15 protein-coding genes are annotated in these 16,987 nt (G+C 66.5%); 4 read left to right on the top strand and 11 right to left on the bottom strand.

The genetic code is table 11. The features are described from left to right. The 10 genes from KF791_01970 to KF791_01925 all read right to left on the bottom strand — a co-directional run bounded on the left by KF791_01970 (position 1) and on the right by KF791_01925 (position 13,095). Positions 1-2,682, bottom strand: coding sequence for an FtsX-like permease family protein (locus KF791_01970; protein ID MBX3731342.1), 2,682 nt, complete (start codon positions 2,680-2,682; stop codon positions 1-3). Continuing rightward, the gene (locus tag KF791_01965; protein MBX3731341.1) at positions 2,663-3,400 is read right to left on the bottom strand and encodes an ABC transporter ATP-binding protein; all 738 of its coding nucleotides are present in this window, start codon (positions 3,398-3,400) and stop codon (positions 2,663-2,665) included. The genes KF791_01970 and KF791_01965 overlap by 20 nt, the downstream gene beginning before the upstream one ends. Positions 3,401-3,480: 80 nt before the next feature. Beyond that, entirely contained in the window at positions 3,481-3,876 is a 396-nt protein-coding gene (locus KF791_01960; protein ID MBX3731340.1) for an FHA domain-containing protein, read from the bottom strand. Then, complete coding sequence (locus KF791_01955; GenBank protein ID MBX3731339.1) at positions 3,873-4,505, bottom strand: SLBB domain-containing protein; 633 nt, start codon at positions 4,503-4,505, stop codon at positions 3,873-3,875. Before KF791_01955 ends, KF791_01960 begins: the two co-directional genes overlap by 4 nt. A 28-nt stretch (positions 4,506-4,533) precedes the next feature. After that, positions 4,534-6,690 (bottom strand): polysaccharide biosynthesis tyrosine autokinase, encoded by a 2,157-nt coding sequence (locus KF791_01950; protein ID MBX3731338.1) that lies wholly within the window; start codon positions 6,688-6,690, stop codon positions 4,534-4,536. 61 nt (positions 6,691-6,751) lie between these two features. Further along, a complete protein-coding gene (locus KF791_01945; GenBank protein ID MBX3731337.1) occupies positions 6,752-8,038 on the bottom strand; it encodes an outer membrane beta-barrel protein in 1,287 nt (428 codons plus the stop codon). A gap of 72 nt (positions 8,039-8,110) precedes the next feature. After that, entirely contained in the window at positions 8,111-9,979 is a 1,869-nt protein-coding gene (locus KF791_01940) for an ABC transporter ATP-binding protein (protein MBX3731336.1), read from the bottom strand. A gap of 26 nt (positions 9,980-10,005) precedes the next feature. Then, positions 10,006-11,004 carry an exo-alpha-sialidase gene (locus KF791_01935; protein MBX3731335.1) on the bottom strand — a complete coding sequence of 333 codons (999 nt, stop codon included), beginning with the start codon at positions 11,002-11,004 and terminating at the stop codon, positions 10,006-10,008. Between the two features lie 91 nt (positions 11,005-11,095). Beyond that, positions 11,096-12,688 carry a sialate O-acetylesterase gene (locus tag KF791_01930; GenBank protein ID MBX3731334.1) on the bottom strand — a complete coding sequence of 531 codons (1,593 nt, stop codon included), beginning with the start codon at positions 12,686-12,688 and terminating at the stop codon, positions 11,096-11,098. 35 nt (positions 12,689-12,723) lie between these two features. Further along, positions 12,724-13,095 (bottom strand): divalent-cation tolerance protein CutA, encoded by a 372-nt coding sequence (locus KF791_01925; protein ID MBX3731333.1) that lies wholly within the window; start codon positions 13,093-13,095, stop codon positions 12,724-12,726. A gap of 123 nt (positions 13,096-13,218) precedes the next feature. Between KF791_01925 and KF791_01920 the strand changes: the two genes are divergently transcribed. Continuing rightward, on the top strand, positions 13,219-13,623 hold the full coding sequence (locus KF791_01920) for a hypothetical protein (protein ID MBX3731332.1): 405 nt from the start codon (positions 13,219-13,221) through the stop codon (positions 13,621-13,623). Between the two features lie 18 nt (positions 13,624-13,641). Here KF791_01920 and KF791_01915 read toward each other — a convergent pair whose 3' ends face one another. Next, entirely contained in the window at positions 13,642-14,139 is a 498-nt protein-coding gene (locus KF791_01915) for a tetratricopeptide repeat protein (GenBank protein MBX3731331.1), read from the bottom strand. A gap of 50 nt (positions 14,140-14,189) precedes the next feature. Between KF791_01915 and dacB the strand changes: the two genes are divergently transcribed. The 3 genes from dacB to KF791_01900 are packed head-to-tail and all read left to right on the top strand — an operon-like array spanning position 14,190 to position 16,986. Next, on the top strand, positions 14,190-15,707 hold the full coding sequence (gene dacB, locus KF791_01910) for a D-alanyl-D-alanine carboxypeptidase/D-alanyl-D-alanine-endopeptidase (GenBank protein MBX3731330.1): 1,518 nt from the start codon (positions 14,190-14,192) through the stop codon (positions 15,705-15,707). Positions 15,708-15,758: 51 nt separating this feature from the next. Further along, complete coding sequence (locus tag KF791_01905) at positions 15,759-16,397, top strand: hypothetical protein (GenBank protein ID MBX3731329.1); 639 nt, start codon at positions 15,759-15,761, stop codon at positions 16,395-16,397. A 25-nt stretch (positions 16,398-16,422) separates the two neighbouring features. Further along, positions 16,423-16,986, top strand: coding sequence for a sigma-70 family RNA polymerase sigma factor (locus tag KF791_01900; GenBank protein ID MBX3731328.1), 564 nt, complete (start codon positions 16,423-16,425; stop codon positions 16,984-16,986). Position 16,987 lies beyond the last annotated feature (1 nt).

Here is a 16,987-nt window from a genome sequence, read left to right as displayed (position 1 = left end):
TCATTCCTCACGCTCCGCCGGGAGGCGCGCCCCACGCGCGCCAGCGGCCCAGGCAGTCAGCCACGCAGCGGCGATGACCAGTCCGGCCAATCCCGCCAGCGACGCCCACGGCCAATGGGTCTCCAGTGTCCAGCCAAAGGTCTGCCGGTTCACCCGGTGAATCAGCAGCCATCCCAGGGCCAGGCTCACCGCCAGGCCCATGGTGACGCCCGCCCCCGCCATGAATACGCCCTCCCAGGCGGCCGCTGCCGCCAATTCGCCGCGGCGCAGGCCCAGGCTGCGGAGCGTCATCAATTCCTCACGGCGCTCCCACCAGAGACTCACCAGCGTGAAGCCCAGTCCGGCCACCGCCACGGTCACCCCGATCAATTCCAGCGCATACGTGATGGAAAAGGTCTGGCGGAAGATGCGCAGCGCCTCGGATCGCAAATGCTCCTGGGTGAACACCGCCAGGCCGGGGTGCGCCACCAGCAACTCGGAGCGCACCGACGACGCCACGGCACCGGGATGAAGCAGCAGGATCAGGCTGGAGGCCAGCTCGTCGCCAAACCATTCCGCAAAGCGCCTCCGATCCAGCAGGACGGACCCCCGCTCGTTCCCGTAATCGGCAAACACGCCGGCGATCGTGACCGGACGCAACCCGGACGGCGTCGGCAACGGGATGGAATCACCAACACCGATCCGGAATCGCTCCCCAAAGGCTTCGCTGACCAGGACGAGGCCTGCATTGAGCCCGGAATCGAAGACGGCGTCCGAGACCGGGGCGGAGACCCAGGCCGGCCGGGCGTGATCGCGGAAAAAGTCGAGGTCGCAGCCCACCAGCATCGTGTCCGCGGACTCCAGTTCGACCCGGACGGCCTGCATCACCTGCGCCCGGGCCACAGCGGGATGGGCAGCGACCGAGCGCCATGTCTCCGGCGAAATCCGGTTCTCCGTGGAGGCGCTCTGCGCGCCGTCGCTGGACACGTACAGGTCCGCCTGAAAGGTCCGGGTGATCCACCCCCGCATGGTGTGGTCAAAACTGCTGACCAGAATGGCCATGCCGGCCGTCATTGCCACAGCACACACCAACGCGGCGACTGCAAGCCGGTGCCGGCTTGAAGGGTGCCGCAACTGGGACAGCGCCAGCCGCCACGTCACCGCATGCGGACCAAGGAATCCAAGGCGGTTTGCCAGGACACGCAACAGGCAACCCCCAAGGATTCCGGCGGCCAGCACCCAGGCCAGCGCGGCCGCATAAGCCGCCAGTGACAGGCGCCCACCTCCTTCAAGCCGGAGCGGGGGCAGCACACACAGCAGGCCGCCCGCCGCGGCCAACCCGGCAGCGATTGTGATTCGGAGACCGTCGCGCCGTCCCTTGGCGGGAGACCCATGGGCCCGCGCCAGCAATTGGGCCGGAGGGGTCGCCGCCGCCGCCCGCGCCGGCAGCCATCCCGCCAGCACGCACGCCAGCACGGAGATCATCAACGCCGCAACCGCCTCACCGCCATGCAGACCCGCCGCATCCGCCGGGCTGCTGTGGTACAGCGCGTTCACCGTGCGCGCGACCAGTCGCACCGCGCCCTGGGCGCCCAGCCATCCAACCAGCAGCCCAATGCCGCCTCCGACGACACCGAGCATCGCCGCCTCGGCGAGCCACGCCTGCCGGAGCGCCCGCGGTGGCACCCCCAGCGACCGAAGGATGGCAATCTCCTCCCGCCGACGCACCACGGCACCGTCCAGAGCCTGAAACACCAGGTACATTCCGACGACCAGCGCCAATAAGGACAGGATCGTCAGATTCAATCGAAACGCCCTGGTCATGGTTTCCGCGCCCGCCCGCCGTCCCGCCGGCGTGGTCAGTCGCCATCGAACCGACCCGTCCGGGAGGGTCGCGACACCCTGCAAAACCTCACGCAACTGCCGGACCCGCTCAACGCGGCCCGGACCTTCGTCCACGAGGAACTCGACACGGCTCAACCGCCCCAAGGCATCCGCGTGCCTCTGGAGCGCCGGGAGGTCCATCACCAGCAGTTGGGACGGTGGACGCGGACGTCCGGCCACCTCGGGAAGGATCCCGGCCACCCGCAGCCGGATCACGCGCTCCTGAATGATCAGCGGCAGTTCGTCACCAAGCCGCAGTCCGCGGGCCCGTGCGAGCTCAGGACTGACCAGAACGGAATGCGAATCCCGGAGCACCGACCAAACGGCTCGTTCCGAAGCCCCAGCGCCACCGTCCGGTTTTGGAGACCCGGACGGCGGTGGCCCCCGGGTCACGAAGTTGCCGATGGCGATCCAATCCACCCCCAGCATCGTGAAGGTCATCCGGGAGCCGATGGCATCCTGTCCGGGAATACGCGGCGGGCTCGCCGTGGATTCAAGCACCGGCAGGATTCGAACCGGGGCCGCCCCGAGGGCGTCCCGGAGCTCGGTGAGCACCGTTTCGGGCAGATGTCCCGCCGGTGCCTGGAGGATCGCATCGGATTCTGCGGCGACGATCTCCGTGAAATTCTGGAAACTGGCGACGGCTGCGCGATTGGCGAGCCGCACTGCAAGGAACGCCCCAACACCGAGGGCAACAATCCCGGCGAGCAACGCGGTGGATCCCGGCGTGCGCCGGCAGTGCCGCCACGTCAGGCGCCGTGCAAACAACCCAAGCCATGTCAGCAGCCCGGGCATCGCCTCAGCCTCCGTCGGCGCCATCGGTCGCGACGGACCCTGCGGACGCCCCGACCGGAACTACGGCGCCGTCCCGGAGGCGAAGCTCCCGATGGCAAACGCCGGCCGCCTCACGGCTGTGGGTCACGAGGATCAATCCCACGCCGGTCTCCGCCGTCAGCTCGCAGAGCAGCCGCAGGACGTTGGCCCCATTTTTGGAATCGAGATTTCCCGTCGGTTCATCCGCGAGCAGAAGCGCCGGCTGGTGTGCCAGGGCACGCGCGATGGCCACCCGCTGGCGCTCGCCTCCGGAAAGCTCGGCGGGAAACGCCGCGGCGCGCGCCGTCAACCCCACCCGCTCCAGCAGAAACCGGACCCGCTCCCGCCGCTGATCGGCCGGATGACGGATGAGCTGCAGCGGCAACTCGACGTTCTCCGCGGCCGTCAGGGTCGGCAGGAGATGGAAGAACTGGAAAACGGTCCCCAGATGGTGCCGACGAAGCCCCGCCAACGCATCGGCATCGAGCGATTCCAACGGGGTGCCGTCCAGAACGATGGACCCGGAATCCGCCCGATCCACACCGCCGAGACAGTTCAGGAGGGTGGTCTTTCCGCTGCCCGACGGCCCGGTCAACGCCAGCCGCTCGCCGGCAGCCAGGTCGAGGCACACCCCGCGCAACACAGGACGTCCATCATACGCTTTGGAGACGTCCCGCACGCGAAGCAGCGGGCGGGATCGGTGTTCTGGGAGCGGTTCCACCATGCCCGCCTGCAACTGTGACCGGGAGGTCCGGTTGTCAACCCGCATTCGCCCCCCCCGGGCGGATGAACCTCGGCACCGGGTCAACCGGGCCAGGCCAGAGCCAGGAAGATCTGAAGCCCCACGGCGCCGGCCAGGGCAAGCCAGGTCCCCTGTTCCCGCCAGACCAGCGATCGCTGCCGGGTCGGCGCCAACCGGAATTGAAGCGTCACGCTTCCAAGTCCGATGCGATCTCCCGGACGCAGCCGCCGCCGTTCCTGGATGACCGCATCATTCACCGACACGGGGGCGTACTCTCCCGGCTCCACCACAAACCCAAGGGCCACATCGGGCCGGATGATGCAGTGACGGTCCCAAACCCCGGGTGCCAATAGTCTCACGTCCGCATCCCCGGCCCGACCCACCATGAACGGGCGCGCTTCGACGCCAAAGACCTCCCCATTGTGGCCCGGGTCGAGCCGCTGGAGTTCGAGAATCACCAGATGCTGCGCGGCACGTGCACGGAATCGCCGGGATACAGCGGCAGGTTGAGCTTGGGATCGCGGATCGCCCGGCGGGCATTCACGCGGATCTGCTGCTGCGTGGCCGCCCGCGTCAGGATGACATCCCGCCGATCTGCGTACTCCGTGAAGCCGCCCGCGGCATCAATGGCCCCCAGGACCGTCAAATCCCCGCGGTACACAATCGAGCTCGGCACCCGGACCTCGCCGCCGACAGAAACGAACGAAGCCATCCGCTCGATGGTCACCGTGAGTTTGCGATAAATGCGCTCCTCCTCGACGTAAATGGTGGCGATCTCCCGCTCGACGTCGGACCGCTTTTTTCCGGAGACGGTGACTTCAATTCCCCGCGGCAACAGGATCTTGCCGTCTTCCGGGATCACCTGTTCCACCGGCGTGGGGGGATCCGGGATGTCGTTGTAGACGATCTTGATCCGGTCGCCGGGACGCAACACGTCCGCACTGATGCCGGAAAGGCTGGAGCCGGCGGGTTGGGGCGCCACGGTGGGTGGCGGCGGGCTGTCGGTGGCACACCCGGCCAGGAAGCAACTGACCGCCAGGCTGATCCAGGACAACCACCAGGCAAGTGGGGAATGATTTCCGTTCATGAAGCGCTGTCGAAAGGAGACGGGGGTGTCAGTACTTCTTCTTCAACTCGGGGGTCGGCTTGGACGCCTTTTCGCCCGAAGGACGGGCATCGCCGGAGCTCTTGGAGTCGTAGTCGTAATAGTACCCGCTGTAGTAGTAGTAGTAGCTGTCCTGCGAGATGTTGATGTTGTTCAGCACCACCCCCATCATGCGACCGCCCACCTTCTCGACCATTTGCTTGGCGCGCAAGGTCATCTGTTGCGGGTACTTGCGGTACTGCACGACGAGGATTGCGAGGTCCACCTCGCTGGCGAGCACCGAGGCGTCGCTGACGCCCATGATCGGCGGTGAATCGAAGAACACGAAATCATAGCGGCTCTTGACCTCGTCAATGAAGGCCCGCATGGCCGACGAATTGAGGATTCCCATCGAACTGCTCGGCAGCTTGCCGCTCGGCAGAAAGTCCAGGGTGGGCACCTCGGTCGTCTGAATGACTTCTTCCAGGGGGTTTTGCTTGAGCAGATAGTTCGTCAGCCCGACGTTGTTGGAGACATTGAACAGCTTGTGAAGGCTCGGACGCCGGAGGTCGGAATCCACGATCAGCACACGGCTGCCCTGCTGCGCAAAGATGGCCGCCAAGTTGAAGAGCGTTGTGGACTTGCCCTCGCCCGCGCCTCCGGACACCACCGTGATCGTTCGCAGGTTGGAATCCTTCCGTGAGAACAGAAGATTCGTCCGCAGCACGCGGTAGGCCTCGGCATGGGGACTTTCCGGCCCCTCCTTCAGCAGGCTCGTGACATTCTGTGGAATGACGCCGAGGACCGGGGCGCCCAGCGCCTGCTCCACGTCATCAATGGTCTTCACGCTGGTATCCAGGTACTCGATGAAGAACGCCAGTCCGACCCCGAGCAGCAGCCCGGCAATGGCCCCGAGGGCGATGTTCAGGCCCTTGCGGGGTCGGACCGGCCGCATGCCGGGCTCGCCGGGGTCAATGATTTCGACGCTGGCCTGCTTGGAGATTGCGGCGTTGATGTTCTCCTGGGCCAACTGGAGCGTCATCGCCTCCCGCATGCGGACCATGGTGTCCAGATCCTTCTTTTGCCGCATGTAGGGCCGGTACTTCTCGATGGATTCCGCCTCATCACGCTTCGCCCGCTCCAGCTGCTCGGCAATGGTCACCCGCGTGGCCATGTCGGTTTCAAGCTGGGCCTTCATCGCCGACAACGTTCCGGCAACGACATCGTCCAACTGACGGTTGATGGCCGCGAGCTGGCCCTTGATTTTCTCCACCTCGGGGTGTTTTTCACCCAGCTCCGCGTTGAAGACCGCCTTGCGCTGCTCCGCCACGGTCAGATCGCCCAGCAGGGCCCCGAGCTGGGGTGTCGGTCGGAGCAGATTCAACGTATTGCGCAGCTCCTCCACACTCGTCTTCTCCGCGAGTTTCTTGAGCAATTCCTGCTGCTGGGTGATGCGGGTCACCAATTCGGTCTGGGTGGCCATCAGCCGGCGCGTCTCGTCAATCGTGATGGACTGGAACGGGCCACCGCCTTCCGCAAAACTGTCGGGAACACCGAGTTCAATCCGCAGCGTGTCCACCTTTTGCTGGCGTTTGGTCACCTCGGCGTCGAGATCGGCCAACTGGTTCGTCAGCGTGGTCAACCCGCGATCATTGCGACCCCGGCGGAGGCTCTCCCGATATTCCTGATAGCGCCGGGCAACGGTATTGACGATGTCGGCGGCGAGCTGCCGATCCGGGTTGGTGGCTGAAACCTCTATGACGCTGGTATTGCGGTACTGCTTGACGTCCAGTTCCTTGCTCAGGATTTCGTAGGCCTGCTGGCTGGTGAACGCCTGCGGGCTCTTGTAGCGCTCGGCATACCGTTCCCCAAGACGGAGATCGGCAATCACGCCGTCGAGGATCGTGCGCGACTTCAGCACCTCAAACTCCGTTGTGAGAAAGTACGGGTCGTAGCCCTGGCCACCGGTCCCGACGCCCCACAATTGAATGTCGGGGGTGTCCTTGTCCACCTTCAGCCGGGCGGTGCTCGAGAAGGCTTCGGGCATGACAAAGGTCACCGCCGTCACAGTGATCAGCACCAGGAGGAAGACGGCGAAGATGATGACCTTGCGGATCCGGATGATCCGCCAGTAGTCGAGAAAATGCGTCTTCGACTCGGCGGATTGGGCGGGACGGGGCGCTTCCATAAAGAAAAAACCGGAGGCCAGAAGTTAATCCGGCCTCCGGCCCGAGAGCAAACTTTTGCGGTCAGTAAGTCGCGACAATCCCGAAGAACACGCGGCTCCGGTTGTAGTCCCGGTAGAAGATGTCATCAACCTGCACCTGGGAATCCAACGCGTCGTAGTAGTACGAGGCCTGGGCCGAGAGGTACCGGGTGAAGGCGTAGGAGAGGGTCCCTCCGACCGACCACCAGTTCTCCGTCTGGCCATCCCACACGCCGCCCACAAAGGAGGAGTTCTGGTAGGTGGCCATCACGCTGGCCGTAAGTTTCGCGGTGATCGCGTGGCTGATCGTGGCGTAGAATGCGGTGCTCTCCTGGTTCAGCACCGGCCCATTGACTGGACCGCCCACCACATCGGTGGTGTTGGCCCGGTGGATGACACCGAACTGCGCCTTGCTGCCCACGTCGTAGGCGTACGACAGGCTGAAGTCGAGGAACGGGTTGGCCTGGTTGTCCACGTCGTAGTTGACCCAGTCCTGAATCTGGGCACCCGCCCGGAGCGATCCGGTGAACGCCGGTGTGAAGCTGTGCTCGAAGCCGCCGTACGCGAAGTAGGTCCGGGTGTTCCGGATGTTGGCGTTCGGGTTCAGCGCATCATTGACCGGCAACCCCGGGAAGTAGAGCCCCTTGCCGCTGTCGTAATCCACATTGCCGATCCGTCCGCCAACCAGCGCCAGCGTGTTGGGCCTCAGGAGGTACTTGAAGTCGAGGGACCCGTAGTTCTCCATGCGGTCCAAGGAAGAGGCGTACTGGTCCTCCTCGTAGCGGAAGAACAGATTCTGGTACCCGATGACCGTGCTCCAGCGGGGCGCCAGCTCGATGGCCAGGTTGACCGTGCCGTCGTTCGAGAAGTTGTTGCCGTCAATGCGGCCGATCTGGCCCATCAACACCTGGCTGGCGTTCTGGAAGACGGCAAAATTGTCGTCAATCTCCAGCGTCATCCGCGGGTTGAAGTTGTGCTTGAAATTGACGTCCACGTTGGCGTTCTGCGCCCAGTGCGAGTCAATGTTCGAGCGGTTGAAGGCCGTACCGCTTGCCGGCTCGATGTCGAAAAAGTAGGTCGCCCCGTAGGTGACGCCCAGGGTGAGGGACGAGGTGTCCCACACCTTCAGGTAGTCCACCGATGGACTGACGTAGATGCCCCAGCTGTCCACCTTCCCCGGGCCGTCAGGCTGGGTGTTGATGTTGCTGTCGTAGAACCCCTGCGTGGTGAGCGAAACCTCCCAGGGTTTCGAGTCGCCATCAGCAGCCTGGACAGCGAGGCCGGCGCCTCCCAACGAGAACACGCCCGCGGCGTAGATGAGCTTCTTCATAGGAAAAAAAATTCGGCGTCGTAGAGGTGATTGAAAGTTCGGCGGCCGTTCTAGGCAGGCACCGGGGGGGTGTCAAACACAATCCCCTCTGATCGGCAGATTTCCAAAAGTCCCGGACGGGTCCGGGTCCCCCAGAATACCGGCATCTGCGGCCGGGCGCCGGGCGTGGACCAGGCGGGCGTACTCACCTCCCGCGTCCAGCAACGCCTGGTGGCGGCCCCGCTCGACGATCCGCCCCCCCCGCAGCACCAGGATTTGCCCGGCATCGCGCACCGTGCCCAGACGGTGCGCAATCACGAAGCTCGTCCGGCCCCGCAGAAGCCGCTCCAGCGCCTCCTGGATCAGCAATTCGGTCCCGGTATCCACGCTCGCCGTCGCCTCGTCCAGAATCAGGATCGGCGCGTCCTTCAGCAGGGCACGGGCGATGCTCACCCGTTGCTTTTCTCCGACGCTGAGCCGGATTCCCCGCTCGCCAACACGGGTCTGGTAGCCCTCCGGAAACCGGCTGATGAACCCGCAGTTGGCCGCCTGCGCCGCCCGCTCAACTTCAAGCACGGTCGCCTCGGGTCTGCCGTACCGGATGTTCTCCAGCAGCGTCCCGTTGAAGAGGAAGGGCTCCTGGCTCACCACCGCAATCTGCCGCCGGAGCGCCCCGAGCGGGATCTGACGAATGTCCCTGCCATCCAGAAGGATTCGGCCGGAGGAAACCTCGTAAAACCTTGGGATCAGGTTGACGAGGGTGGATTTCCCGGCACCGGTGGGCCCAACGAGGGCGACCCGCTCCCCGGCGGCTGCCGACAGCGTCACCCCCCGCAGCGCGAGTCGCCCGCCGGCGTAGGCGGCGCTGACGTTTTCGTACGTGACCTCGCCCCGGGCCCTCCATCCCGACTCCGCCCCACCCACCGCGCCCGCCGGCTCAGGGTCGGCATCCAGGACATCGAGCACACGCTCCCCGGCCGCCCGGGCGGACGACAGCATCTGGTTGAGCGTATGCAGTCTGCCGACGGGGTCGTAAAGCATCGCAAGGTAGCCCAGAAACTTGACCACCCCCCCCAGGGTCAGACTGCCCTCCATGACCTGGCGTCCGCCAATCCAGAGGACCCCCACAGTGCCCATCGCCGCTGCCAGGGACATGGCCGGGTGATACAGCGCCCAGACCTTCATGACCCCCAGGGTGGCCCTTCGGAGGGCGTCCGCGTGGCCTTCAAAACGCCCCTCTTCATGCTCCTCGCGTCCAAAGGATTTCACCTGACGGATGCCCTGGAGGTTGTCCTGAAGCAGCGCTCCCATGGCCGCCGAGGCCTGGCGCTGGACGCGGTAGCGCCGGTGGGCGGTCAGCGAATACCAGAGGGCGCCGCCGGCGAGCACGGGCACCGGAATCAGCGCCACGGCCGCCAGCGATGGATCGCTGGCGAGCAGGAGGACCGTCACCCCCACGATGCTGAGCACGGCGACCGTTCCTTGCTCCGCCCCGTCAATGAGGAATCGCTCGACCGCATTCACGTCGTCCAACACGCGGGTCATCAGGTCGCCCGATGCCCGCTGGTCGAACCACGCCACCGGCAAACGCTGCAACCGCCGGTACACATCGCGCCGCAGATCGAAGATCACTCCCTGCTCCAGCGTGTTGTTGAGCCGGATTCGCAGGGAGTTGAGGCCGTCCCGCAGGAAAAACGCCCCCGCAAGTCCCAGCAGGACCCACGGGAGAAGATCCGGACGCCGCCCCGAAATGACGTCGTCAATCAGAAACTGGGTGATTTGAGGGTAGGTGAACGCCGCTGCCAGCGACCCCAGGGCACAGCCGATGGTGCCGGCGGTCAGTCCGGGGTAGGGACGCAGATACCCGATCACCCGCCGGACCACTTCCCCGGCGGACCGCGCGGGCACCCGCAGCGACGGATCGCCGCCGCTGGCCGGCGCGGAGGTCCGGTGGCGTGACATTTGCGGGTCTGGGGAGACCGGCCCGGTCAGTTCAACGCAGCCGGGTCCACCACCACATGCCGGATGGCCTCCCGCTTCCAAGTGTAGGTCACGTGAACCCGCCCGCCGCGATCCTGAATGACTGCGGGGTAGCTGTACTCGCCGGGACCCTTCTCCAGATCGAGGACGCGCCGCCATTCGGTCCCGTCCGCGGACAAGGCGATCGAAAGCTCCGACCGGGAGTCGGTGGTCGGGTTGTACACCAGCAGGGCCTGGCCGTTTTCCAGCATCACCGCGTCAATCGCGCTGTTGGGATTGGGCAGCATGGTCCCGCTCATGGCCCCCCAGTTGCGGAGGTCGGTGGTGCACCAGGCCGCCGAAACCACCTGCTGCTTGGTCCGGCAAAGGATCTGCGTGCGTTCCCCGGGCCACCGCAGGATGGTGGGCTGGATCGCGCCCCAGTTGAGGGCGCTGTTCAACGGTGGCGTCCGATCCCATCGCGCAAACGGGTTCACGGTCCATTCCATATGCACCCGCCAGCCCTGATCCTCGGTGCTCGCACCGCACAAGATCGTCCCGCTGGGCAGTTCGACCGGCTTGTTGCGCACCGGGCCTACGAAACCGTCCGGAAGTCGCCGCGACCTGCCCCAGGTGATCCCTCCGTCATCGGAGCGCATCACGCGGCCCCACCACTTGGAGGGACTGGGGCCGACCTTGTAGAAGAGGTACAGCGGACCGTTGCGCTTCTCGAACAGGACCGGGTTCCAGCAGGGCAACTGCTGCCGTCCATCCTCGTTGCCACGGGCCACCTCAACGGCCGGAAGCCAACGGCCGTCCACAAACCGTGATTGCCAGATCACGCAGTCGGGCGACCGCTCCGCCGCGCCACCAAACCAGGCGGCCACGAGGCCGTTCTTGGAGTCGCAGACGGTCGAGGCATGCGAGGCCCGTGTCGGTGGCGGATCCGCAATAAATTCGGAAGACAGGATCTGCGCCACCGCCGGCGCGGCGGCGAGCACACCCGCCAGGGCAAGAATTTTGGTCATCATCGAATCCTGCGGAGGATACCGGGAAGGCTCCGGACGCCAAGCGCGGGATTTTGAACGACCTGCGGCCGTGGCACCCCCGCGGTCGCCGCTATCGCGCGGAGGGGGCGGGGCGCTGCGTGGACCCCGGCCATGAATCGGTGCGAAAAGGCGACGCAGGCAGCCCCGCTTCGTTGGCCAGATTGACCACGGGGTAATCGGCCCACCCGTAGCGCGCCGCCACCGGTCGTTGGACCTCCGGGGAGGACACGATGATTTCGTCGCGGCCGGAAATGCGGGCAGACGCCGCATGGAATTTCCGGTCCTCCCCCGCCACCGTGAATCCGGCGGGGGCTCCGCCGTCCAGCGTCCGCAATCCGGCCCCCACATCACCGAAACGCAGCACGACTTCGCCACCACGCGTGCGCACGGAACGGAGTTGCGGCCCGACGGCGACCACCGGTTTCCCATGGACCCGCGCCAACGCGAGCCGCGCGAGGCGGTCCCCGACCGGTTCCTTGCGGGTCGGATGGATGTCATCCTTGTCCCCGACATCGGTGATCACAACCACGCCCACCCGTGGCACCGTGGCCGCAACGTGATTCTGCGCCTCCCTCAGTTCGGCCCAACCGGATTCACCCACCTCGGACGCAATTTCTGCAAGGTCCCGCTTCCGGTTGCGATCCCAGGGCGCCAGTTGCACCTGCAGAAACCAGAAATCGCCCTGCCCCCAGTCGGTCCGCCAGTTGCGGATCATGTCCGCCAGCAGCCGGCGGTACTGCCAGGCGCGACCTGCATTCGATTCCCCCTGGTACCAGATCACGCCCTGGATGGCATAGGGAATGAGTCCTGCCAGCATGCCGTTGTACAATTCGGCCGGCCGCCACGGCTGACCGGGGCGGTTCTCCCGGAAAGACTCGCCCCGGGCGGTCGCCGCGGTCCGCCGCTCCTCCCACTCCCGCACGGCAGCCTCCCATCGCGCCAGCGTCTCCGCCGCCGGCGCCAGGATGTCCGCCGCGTATTCGCGGTCCGATTCCAGCACGCCGGCACGCATCCACACCTCCGCCGGCGAGCCGCCCCAACTGGCGTGAATGATCCCCACCGGCACACCCTCCGCCCGCAGCGAGGCCTCCAGCATGCGGCCGAAATAGTACCCGACCGCCGAAAAGTTCCGGACGACCTCGGGCCCGGCCAACTCCCAGCCATGGGGCGCATGATCGAGATCCGTCTCCACCTCCGGCGACCGGCGCTTGGTCACTGTGAACAGGCGGAGGTTGGGATTGGTGCTGGCAGCAATGTCCGCCTCTGGCTGATGGCTCGCCCGCAGGGGCCATTCCATGTTGGATTGTCCGGAGCACAGCCAGACTTCACCGACGACCACGTCGGAAATCTCAACCGAATTGTGGGGACCCGTCACCCGGAGCGGACGCCCCATTGAGGACGCGCGCATGCGAGGCAACTCGACCATCCAGCGTCCCTGACGCGCAATGGTGCTGCGACGGCGTCCGGCAAACTCCACGACCACCGTCGAACCTTCGTCGGCAGAGCCCCACACGGGCACCCGCATTCCCCGCTGCAACACGGCATGATCGGAAAAGGTCGGGTGCAGCCGGACCTCGGCAACCACGCCAAAGGGATCCAAGCACACCCAAACGGCCAGAAACACGAGGACGCGAAGGGAAAACCACCGGGGCGGGGGAGTCATGATGGGGTCCGTTGAACCCGATCGCGCCCTCCGGGTCAATGCGCGTCATGACCGGACCGCCTCCGCCTCCGGGCGGGGGTGGGAACCACGGAGTCGGTGATCCAGTCCAGGTAGGCGGCACTTCCGTGGCCCGGGGACAGCGCGAGAAACTCGGGCGTCTCGTAGGGGTGCTCCTTCCGGACAAGGCGCTCGAGGGCGGCCACCCGCGCCCCGGTGGTCTTGAAGAGGATCAACACCTCGGTCGCGGATTCCAAGGCTCCCTGCCACCAGTAGTGGGACTCCACGCCCGGCACGAGATTGGCGCAGGCGACGAGGCGGGCCTCCAGGGCGCTGCGGGCCAGCCGCCGGGCGACGCCGGCATCCGGCGCGGTGACCAGAACGATGCGGTGACGGGTGGACCGAGGCATGCCGCACCCAACCAGACCCCGAACCACGCCGCAACGCCCGACGCGCGGCCTTCGCGCCCGCCAAAGGGTGTGAAAAGCTGCGCGTTGCCCCGGCGGGGCAGACCTGCCTATGATCGCGGCCGAATGTCGGAAATCGCCAACTATGTCATGCACGGCGCCGCGCAGGTGACGCCGATGACCCTGGAACGGGTGCTGCGAAACCTGCCGCTGTGGAAGGTGGAATTTGCGCAGATTGACGCGCCGGAGTTTCCGCATCTGGTGAACCAGCTCGAGTTTCTTGCCGACGTGGTCGAGGATGTTGCCGAGGGTGCCTACAAGGACCTGACCTACCACGCCCTGGCCGCCGCGGTCTTCGCACTCACCTACGCCCACCGCAAGAATGACCTGATCCCGGACTTCATGGGCGCCGCGGGCCGTGCCGACGACTCCAGCGTTGTCAGGGCCGCGCTCATCCTCCACGAGAAGGCGTTCACCCAGTACGCGGAACGCAACCACGTCAATTGGGGCGAGATCACCAGCAAGCCCTGATCCTGATCCGCGCGGCCGTCAGAGCTGCTCCACGCAGGACCGGAGCGGCGCCAGATCCGGATCGCTCAGCGCCATTCCCTTGATCTCCTTGCGCGGACGCATCCGGGCCGCCCGCTCGAGCCACTGTTGCGCCGCCTTCAACTCCCCGAGCTGACAGGCATAGCAGGCGAGATTGTACGGAATCACTGAATCCTCGGGAAACCGGGATGCCATGGGAAGCAGGAGGTTCCAGGCATCCCGAGTGCGCCCCAGCTCGTGCAGGGTGAAGCTCAGCTGGATCCAGCCTTCAGGGCGGTCCGGAGCGACCTGCGTCATCTGGCCGGACACCTCCAGGGCGGCAGCCCAGTTCCGCGCCCGCGCAAGAATCCGCCAGCGAAGCTCGAGGGGGTCGGGATGACATTGCCCGGCGGGCGACAGCCGCCCCAGTTCGGTCATGGCCTCCGGGTCGCAGCCGAGCTCAAACCAGCCCTCGGCGGCCACGACATGATGCCGATCGGGATACTCCAGTGCGTTCACCGCCAAACCCTGTATTGCCACTCCGAGGGTTTGGCAAAATCGTTCTGCGCATGCACCGCCGCCTTTGGCTCGCCATTTCGCTGGCCCTCGCTCCGGCAGCTCCCGCATCGCCGGCCTCCCTGGAGCATCTCCGCATGCAGATGGCGTCGCGCCTTGAGGCCCCGGAAGCCACAGGAGCTCTCTGGGGCGTCCAGGTGGTCTCATTGAGGACCGGCAGGGTCTGGTTCGAGACCAACGCCGGCGCCCGAATGATCCCCGCTTCGAACACCAAGCTCTTCATCGCCGCGCTCGCACTGGACCGGCTCGGACCGGAGCACCGGTTGATCACGACCCTTCAGATCTCTGCGCCGCCGGACGCCGACGGTCGTCTTGCGGGTCCGCTCCGGATCGTCGGCGGCGGGGATCCGTCATGGTCGGCACGCTGGCACGGTGGCTCCTGGACCCGCGCGTGGGCTCCGCTGGTCGGCGCGGTCCGACGGGCCGGGATCCGGCAGGTGGGCGGCGGCCTGATCTGCGACGACAGCCGCTTCCAAGGACCGCCCTTCGGCAGCGGCTGGGATTGGGAGGACCTTGCCGGGTCGTACGGTGCTCCGGTATCGGCGTTGTCCGCCGGCGACAACACGGTGACGCTGACGGCCACACCCGGAGCCGCGCGGGGAGCCCCGGTCCACCTGCGCCTCGCCCCGGAGGGAAGCGGGCTTGTGGTCGAGAATCGCGTCATCACCGGCGCTGAGCGCAGTCCGGTGCGGATTCAGCTCTACCGGCTGCCCGGGGATTCGCGCCTTGCCGTGTCGGGTTCGGTGCCGCCCGGAAAGCCCCTCGTGATCGGCGAAGCCAGCGTCCCAACGCCCGCGCTGTGGTTTGGGAACCTCTTTCGGGAGGCGCTGGAACGGGACGGCATCCGAGTCGCCGGCCCTTCACGCCATGGCGCAATCCCGGACCCTGTCCCCGGAACCCCTGCGGCCGCCGGCTGGCAACCGGTCGGCTCGGTGCCGTCGCCGCCGGTGAGGGAACTGGTCCGGGAAATGATGAAGGCCTCGCAGAATCTCCATGCCCAACTGCTGCTCCTTGCCGTGGGTGCGGACGAGCGGTCGCACCGCGCCACGGCCGCCGGGAACCTGACCACCACCGAGGAGGCCGGACTGACCGCCCTGCCGGCGCTGCTGCAGGCGGCGGGCATTCCGAAGGGCGAGGTGTTTCTCGAGGAAGGATCGGGACTTTCGCGAAAGAACCTCGCCACGCCACGGTCCCTTGTGCGGTTGCTGGCCCACATGCGGCGCCATTCCGCGGCCTCCGCCTGGATGGCCTCACTGCCGGTGGGCGGTGTGGACGGCACCCTGCAATCGCGTTTTTCGCGCCCGGGCCTGAAGGGCAATGTCCGGGCAAAAACCGGTGCACTGCGCCATGTTCAGGCGCTGTCGGGTTACCTCACGAATTCGATCGGGGAGCCCCTGATCTTCAGCATCGTGGTCAACAACCACCTCCCCATGGAGGGCCACCCTGGGGCCCGTGAAACGGTGGACGCGCTCGTGGAGTCCCTCGCGCTCAGTGCGGTTCGCGAGCCGTAGGCCGGCCGGGTATGCTTGTCACGACGACGATGCGGACCTTACGGTCCCTGTGTGGATCCCTCCCCGCTCAGCGCCCGGCGCGCCGCCGTCGAGGACCTCGCGGCATTGCAGGCGCTCTGGCAGGAGGCCGGTCTCCCCTGGGAACAGCTCGGGGACTTTCTCAATGAATTCCAGATCGTCACCGATGAGGATGGCCTCATCACCGGCGTCATCGGGCTCCTGATCGAGGGGGATCAGGCCCTGCTCCACACGGAGGCCATCCATGCCGGAGCCGATGCCGATCTGGTCCGCGCCGCCCTCTGGCGACGGGTGCAGATCGTGCTGCGGCACCAGGGGGTGCAGCGCGTCTGGACGCAGGAGGATGCGGACTACTGGAAGACCGGCGGGTTCTCTCCGGTGCCGCCCCCGCTGGTGGAGCGCGCGCCGGCATCGTTCCTCAAGTCGGCTGATTCGTGGCTTGCCTGCGATCTGATGGATCCGGAGCGGGCCAAGGCCGCCATCAATGAGCAACTGGCCATCCTGGAGGCGGAGCGGATGCAGCGGGCGGCGGAATTTCAGCAAAAGGTCCGGTTGTTTCGCACCGCGTCCATCGTGTTCGCCTTCACGGTTGTCTCGGTCTGCCTCTGGATGCTTTACCGGGTGGTCCAGACCCCGGGGGTGCTGAAGCGCCTGCTGGGTGGCGCCCCGTGACTTCTGGAAATCCGGCCCCCCGGTCATGAGCGAGGTCACCCAGATGCTCCACGCGATCTCCGCGGGGGACGCCGTGTCCTCGGAGTCCCTTCTGCCCCTGGTGTACGACGAACTCCGCCGCCAGGCCGCCCGGGAACTTGCGCGGGAGCGGCCGGGACAAACGCTGCAGGCGACCGCCCTCGTTCACGAGGCCTGGTTGCGGCTTTCGGGCGCGGAGGATCCCGGCTGGAAAGGCCGGGCACACTTCTTCGGAGCCGCGGCCGAGGCCATGCGTCGCATCCTTGTTGACCAGGCACGGCGCAAGCGCAGTGAGAAGCGGGGAGGCGGCGCGGAGCGCGTGGACCTCGAGCGCATCGAAGTGGCCACAGAAGCGGATGATGAAGGCTTGATTCTCGTGCACGAGGCGCTGGAGCGCCTCGAGGCGCACGATCCCCAGGCCGCTGCGCTCACGAAGCTGCGCTTCTTTGCCGGCTTGGAGCAGCGGGAGGCGGCCTCCCTCCTCGGGTTGCCCGAGCGTACCGCCGGCCGCCTCTGGACCTACGCCCGCTCCTGGCTGTTCCGGGAGATTCAACAGAACCGGACGGCCTGAG

The sequence above is a fragment of the Verrucomicrobiia bacterium genome (genome assembly GCA_019634635.1).
Taxonomy (GTDB): Bacteria; Verrucomicrobiota; Verrucomicrobiia; order Limisphaerales; family UBA9464; genus UBA9464.
This window is presented reverse-complemented; position numbering and strand designations above follow the sequence as displayed.

Bases quoted from the DNA above. Each gene is read 5' to 3' on its own strand.
- KF791_01930 (MBX3731334.1), bottom strand. From the start codon at position 12,688: ATGACTCCCCCGCCCCGGTGGTTTTCCCTTCGCGTCCTCGTGTTTCTG.
- KF791_01900 (MBX3731328.1), top strand. From the start codon at position 16,423: ATGAGCGAGGTCACCCAGATGCTCCACGCGATCTCCGCGGGGGACGCC.
- KF791_01935 (MBX3731335.1), bottom strand. From the start codon at position 11,004: ATGACCAAAATTCTTGCCCTGGCGGGTGTGCTCGCCGCCGCGCCGGCG.
- KF791_01940 (MBX3731336.1), bottom strand. From the start codon at position 9,979: ATGTCACGCCACCGGACCTCCGCGCCGGCCAGCGGCGGCGATCCGTCG.
- KF791_01945 (MBX3731337.1), bottom strand. From the start codon at position 8,038: ATGAAGAAGCTCATCTACGCCGCGGGCGTGTTCTCGTTGGGAGGCGCC.
- KF791_01920 (MBX3731332.1), top strand. From the start codon at position 13,219: ATGTCGGAAATCGCCAACTATGTCATGCACGGCGCCGCGCAGGTGACG.
- KF791_01925 (MBX3731333.1), bottom strand. From the start codon at position 13,095: ATGCCTCGGTCCACCCGTCACCGCATCGTTCTGGTCACCGCGCCGGAT.
- KF791_01970 (MBX3731342.1), bottom strand. From the start codon at position 2,682: ATGGCGCCGACGGAGGCTGAGGCGATGCCCGGGCTGCTGACATGGCTT.
- dacB (MBX3731330.1), top strand. From the start codon at position 14,190: ATGCACCGCCGCCTTTGGCTCGCCATTTCGCTGGCCCTCGCTCCGGCA.
- KF791_01950 (MBX3731338.1), bottom strand. From the start codon at position 6,690: ATGGAAGCGCCCCGTCCCGCCCAATCCGCCGAGTCGAAGACGCATTTT.
- KF791_01955 (MBX3731339.1), bottom strand. From the start codon at position 4,505: ATGAACGGAAATCATTCCCCACTTGCCTGGTGGTTGTCCTGGATCAGC.
- KF791_01965 (MBX3731341.1), bottom strand. From the start codon at position 3,400: ATGGTGGAACCGCTCCCAGAACACCGATCCCGCCCGCTGCTTCGCGTG.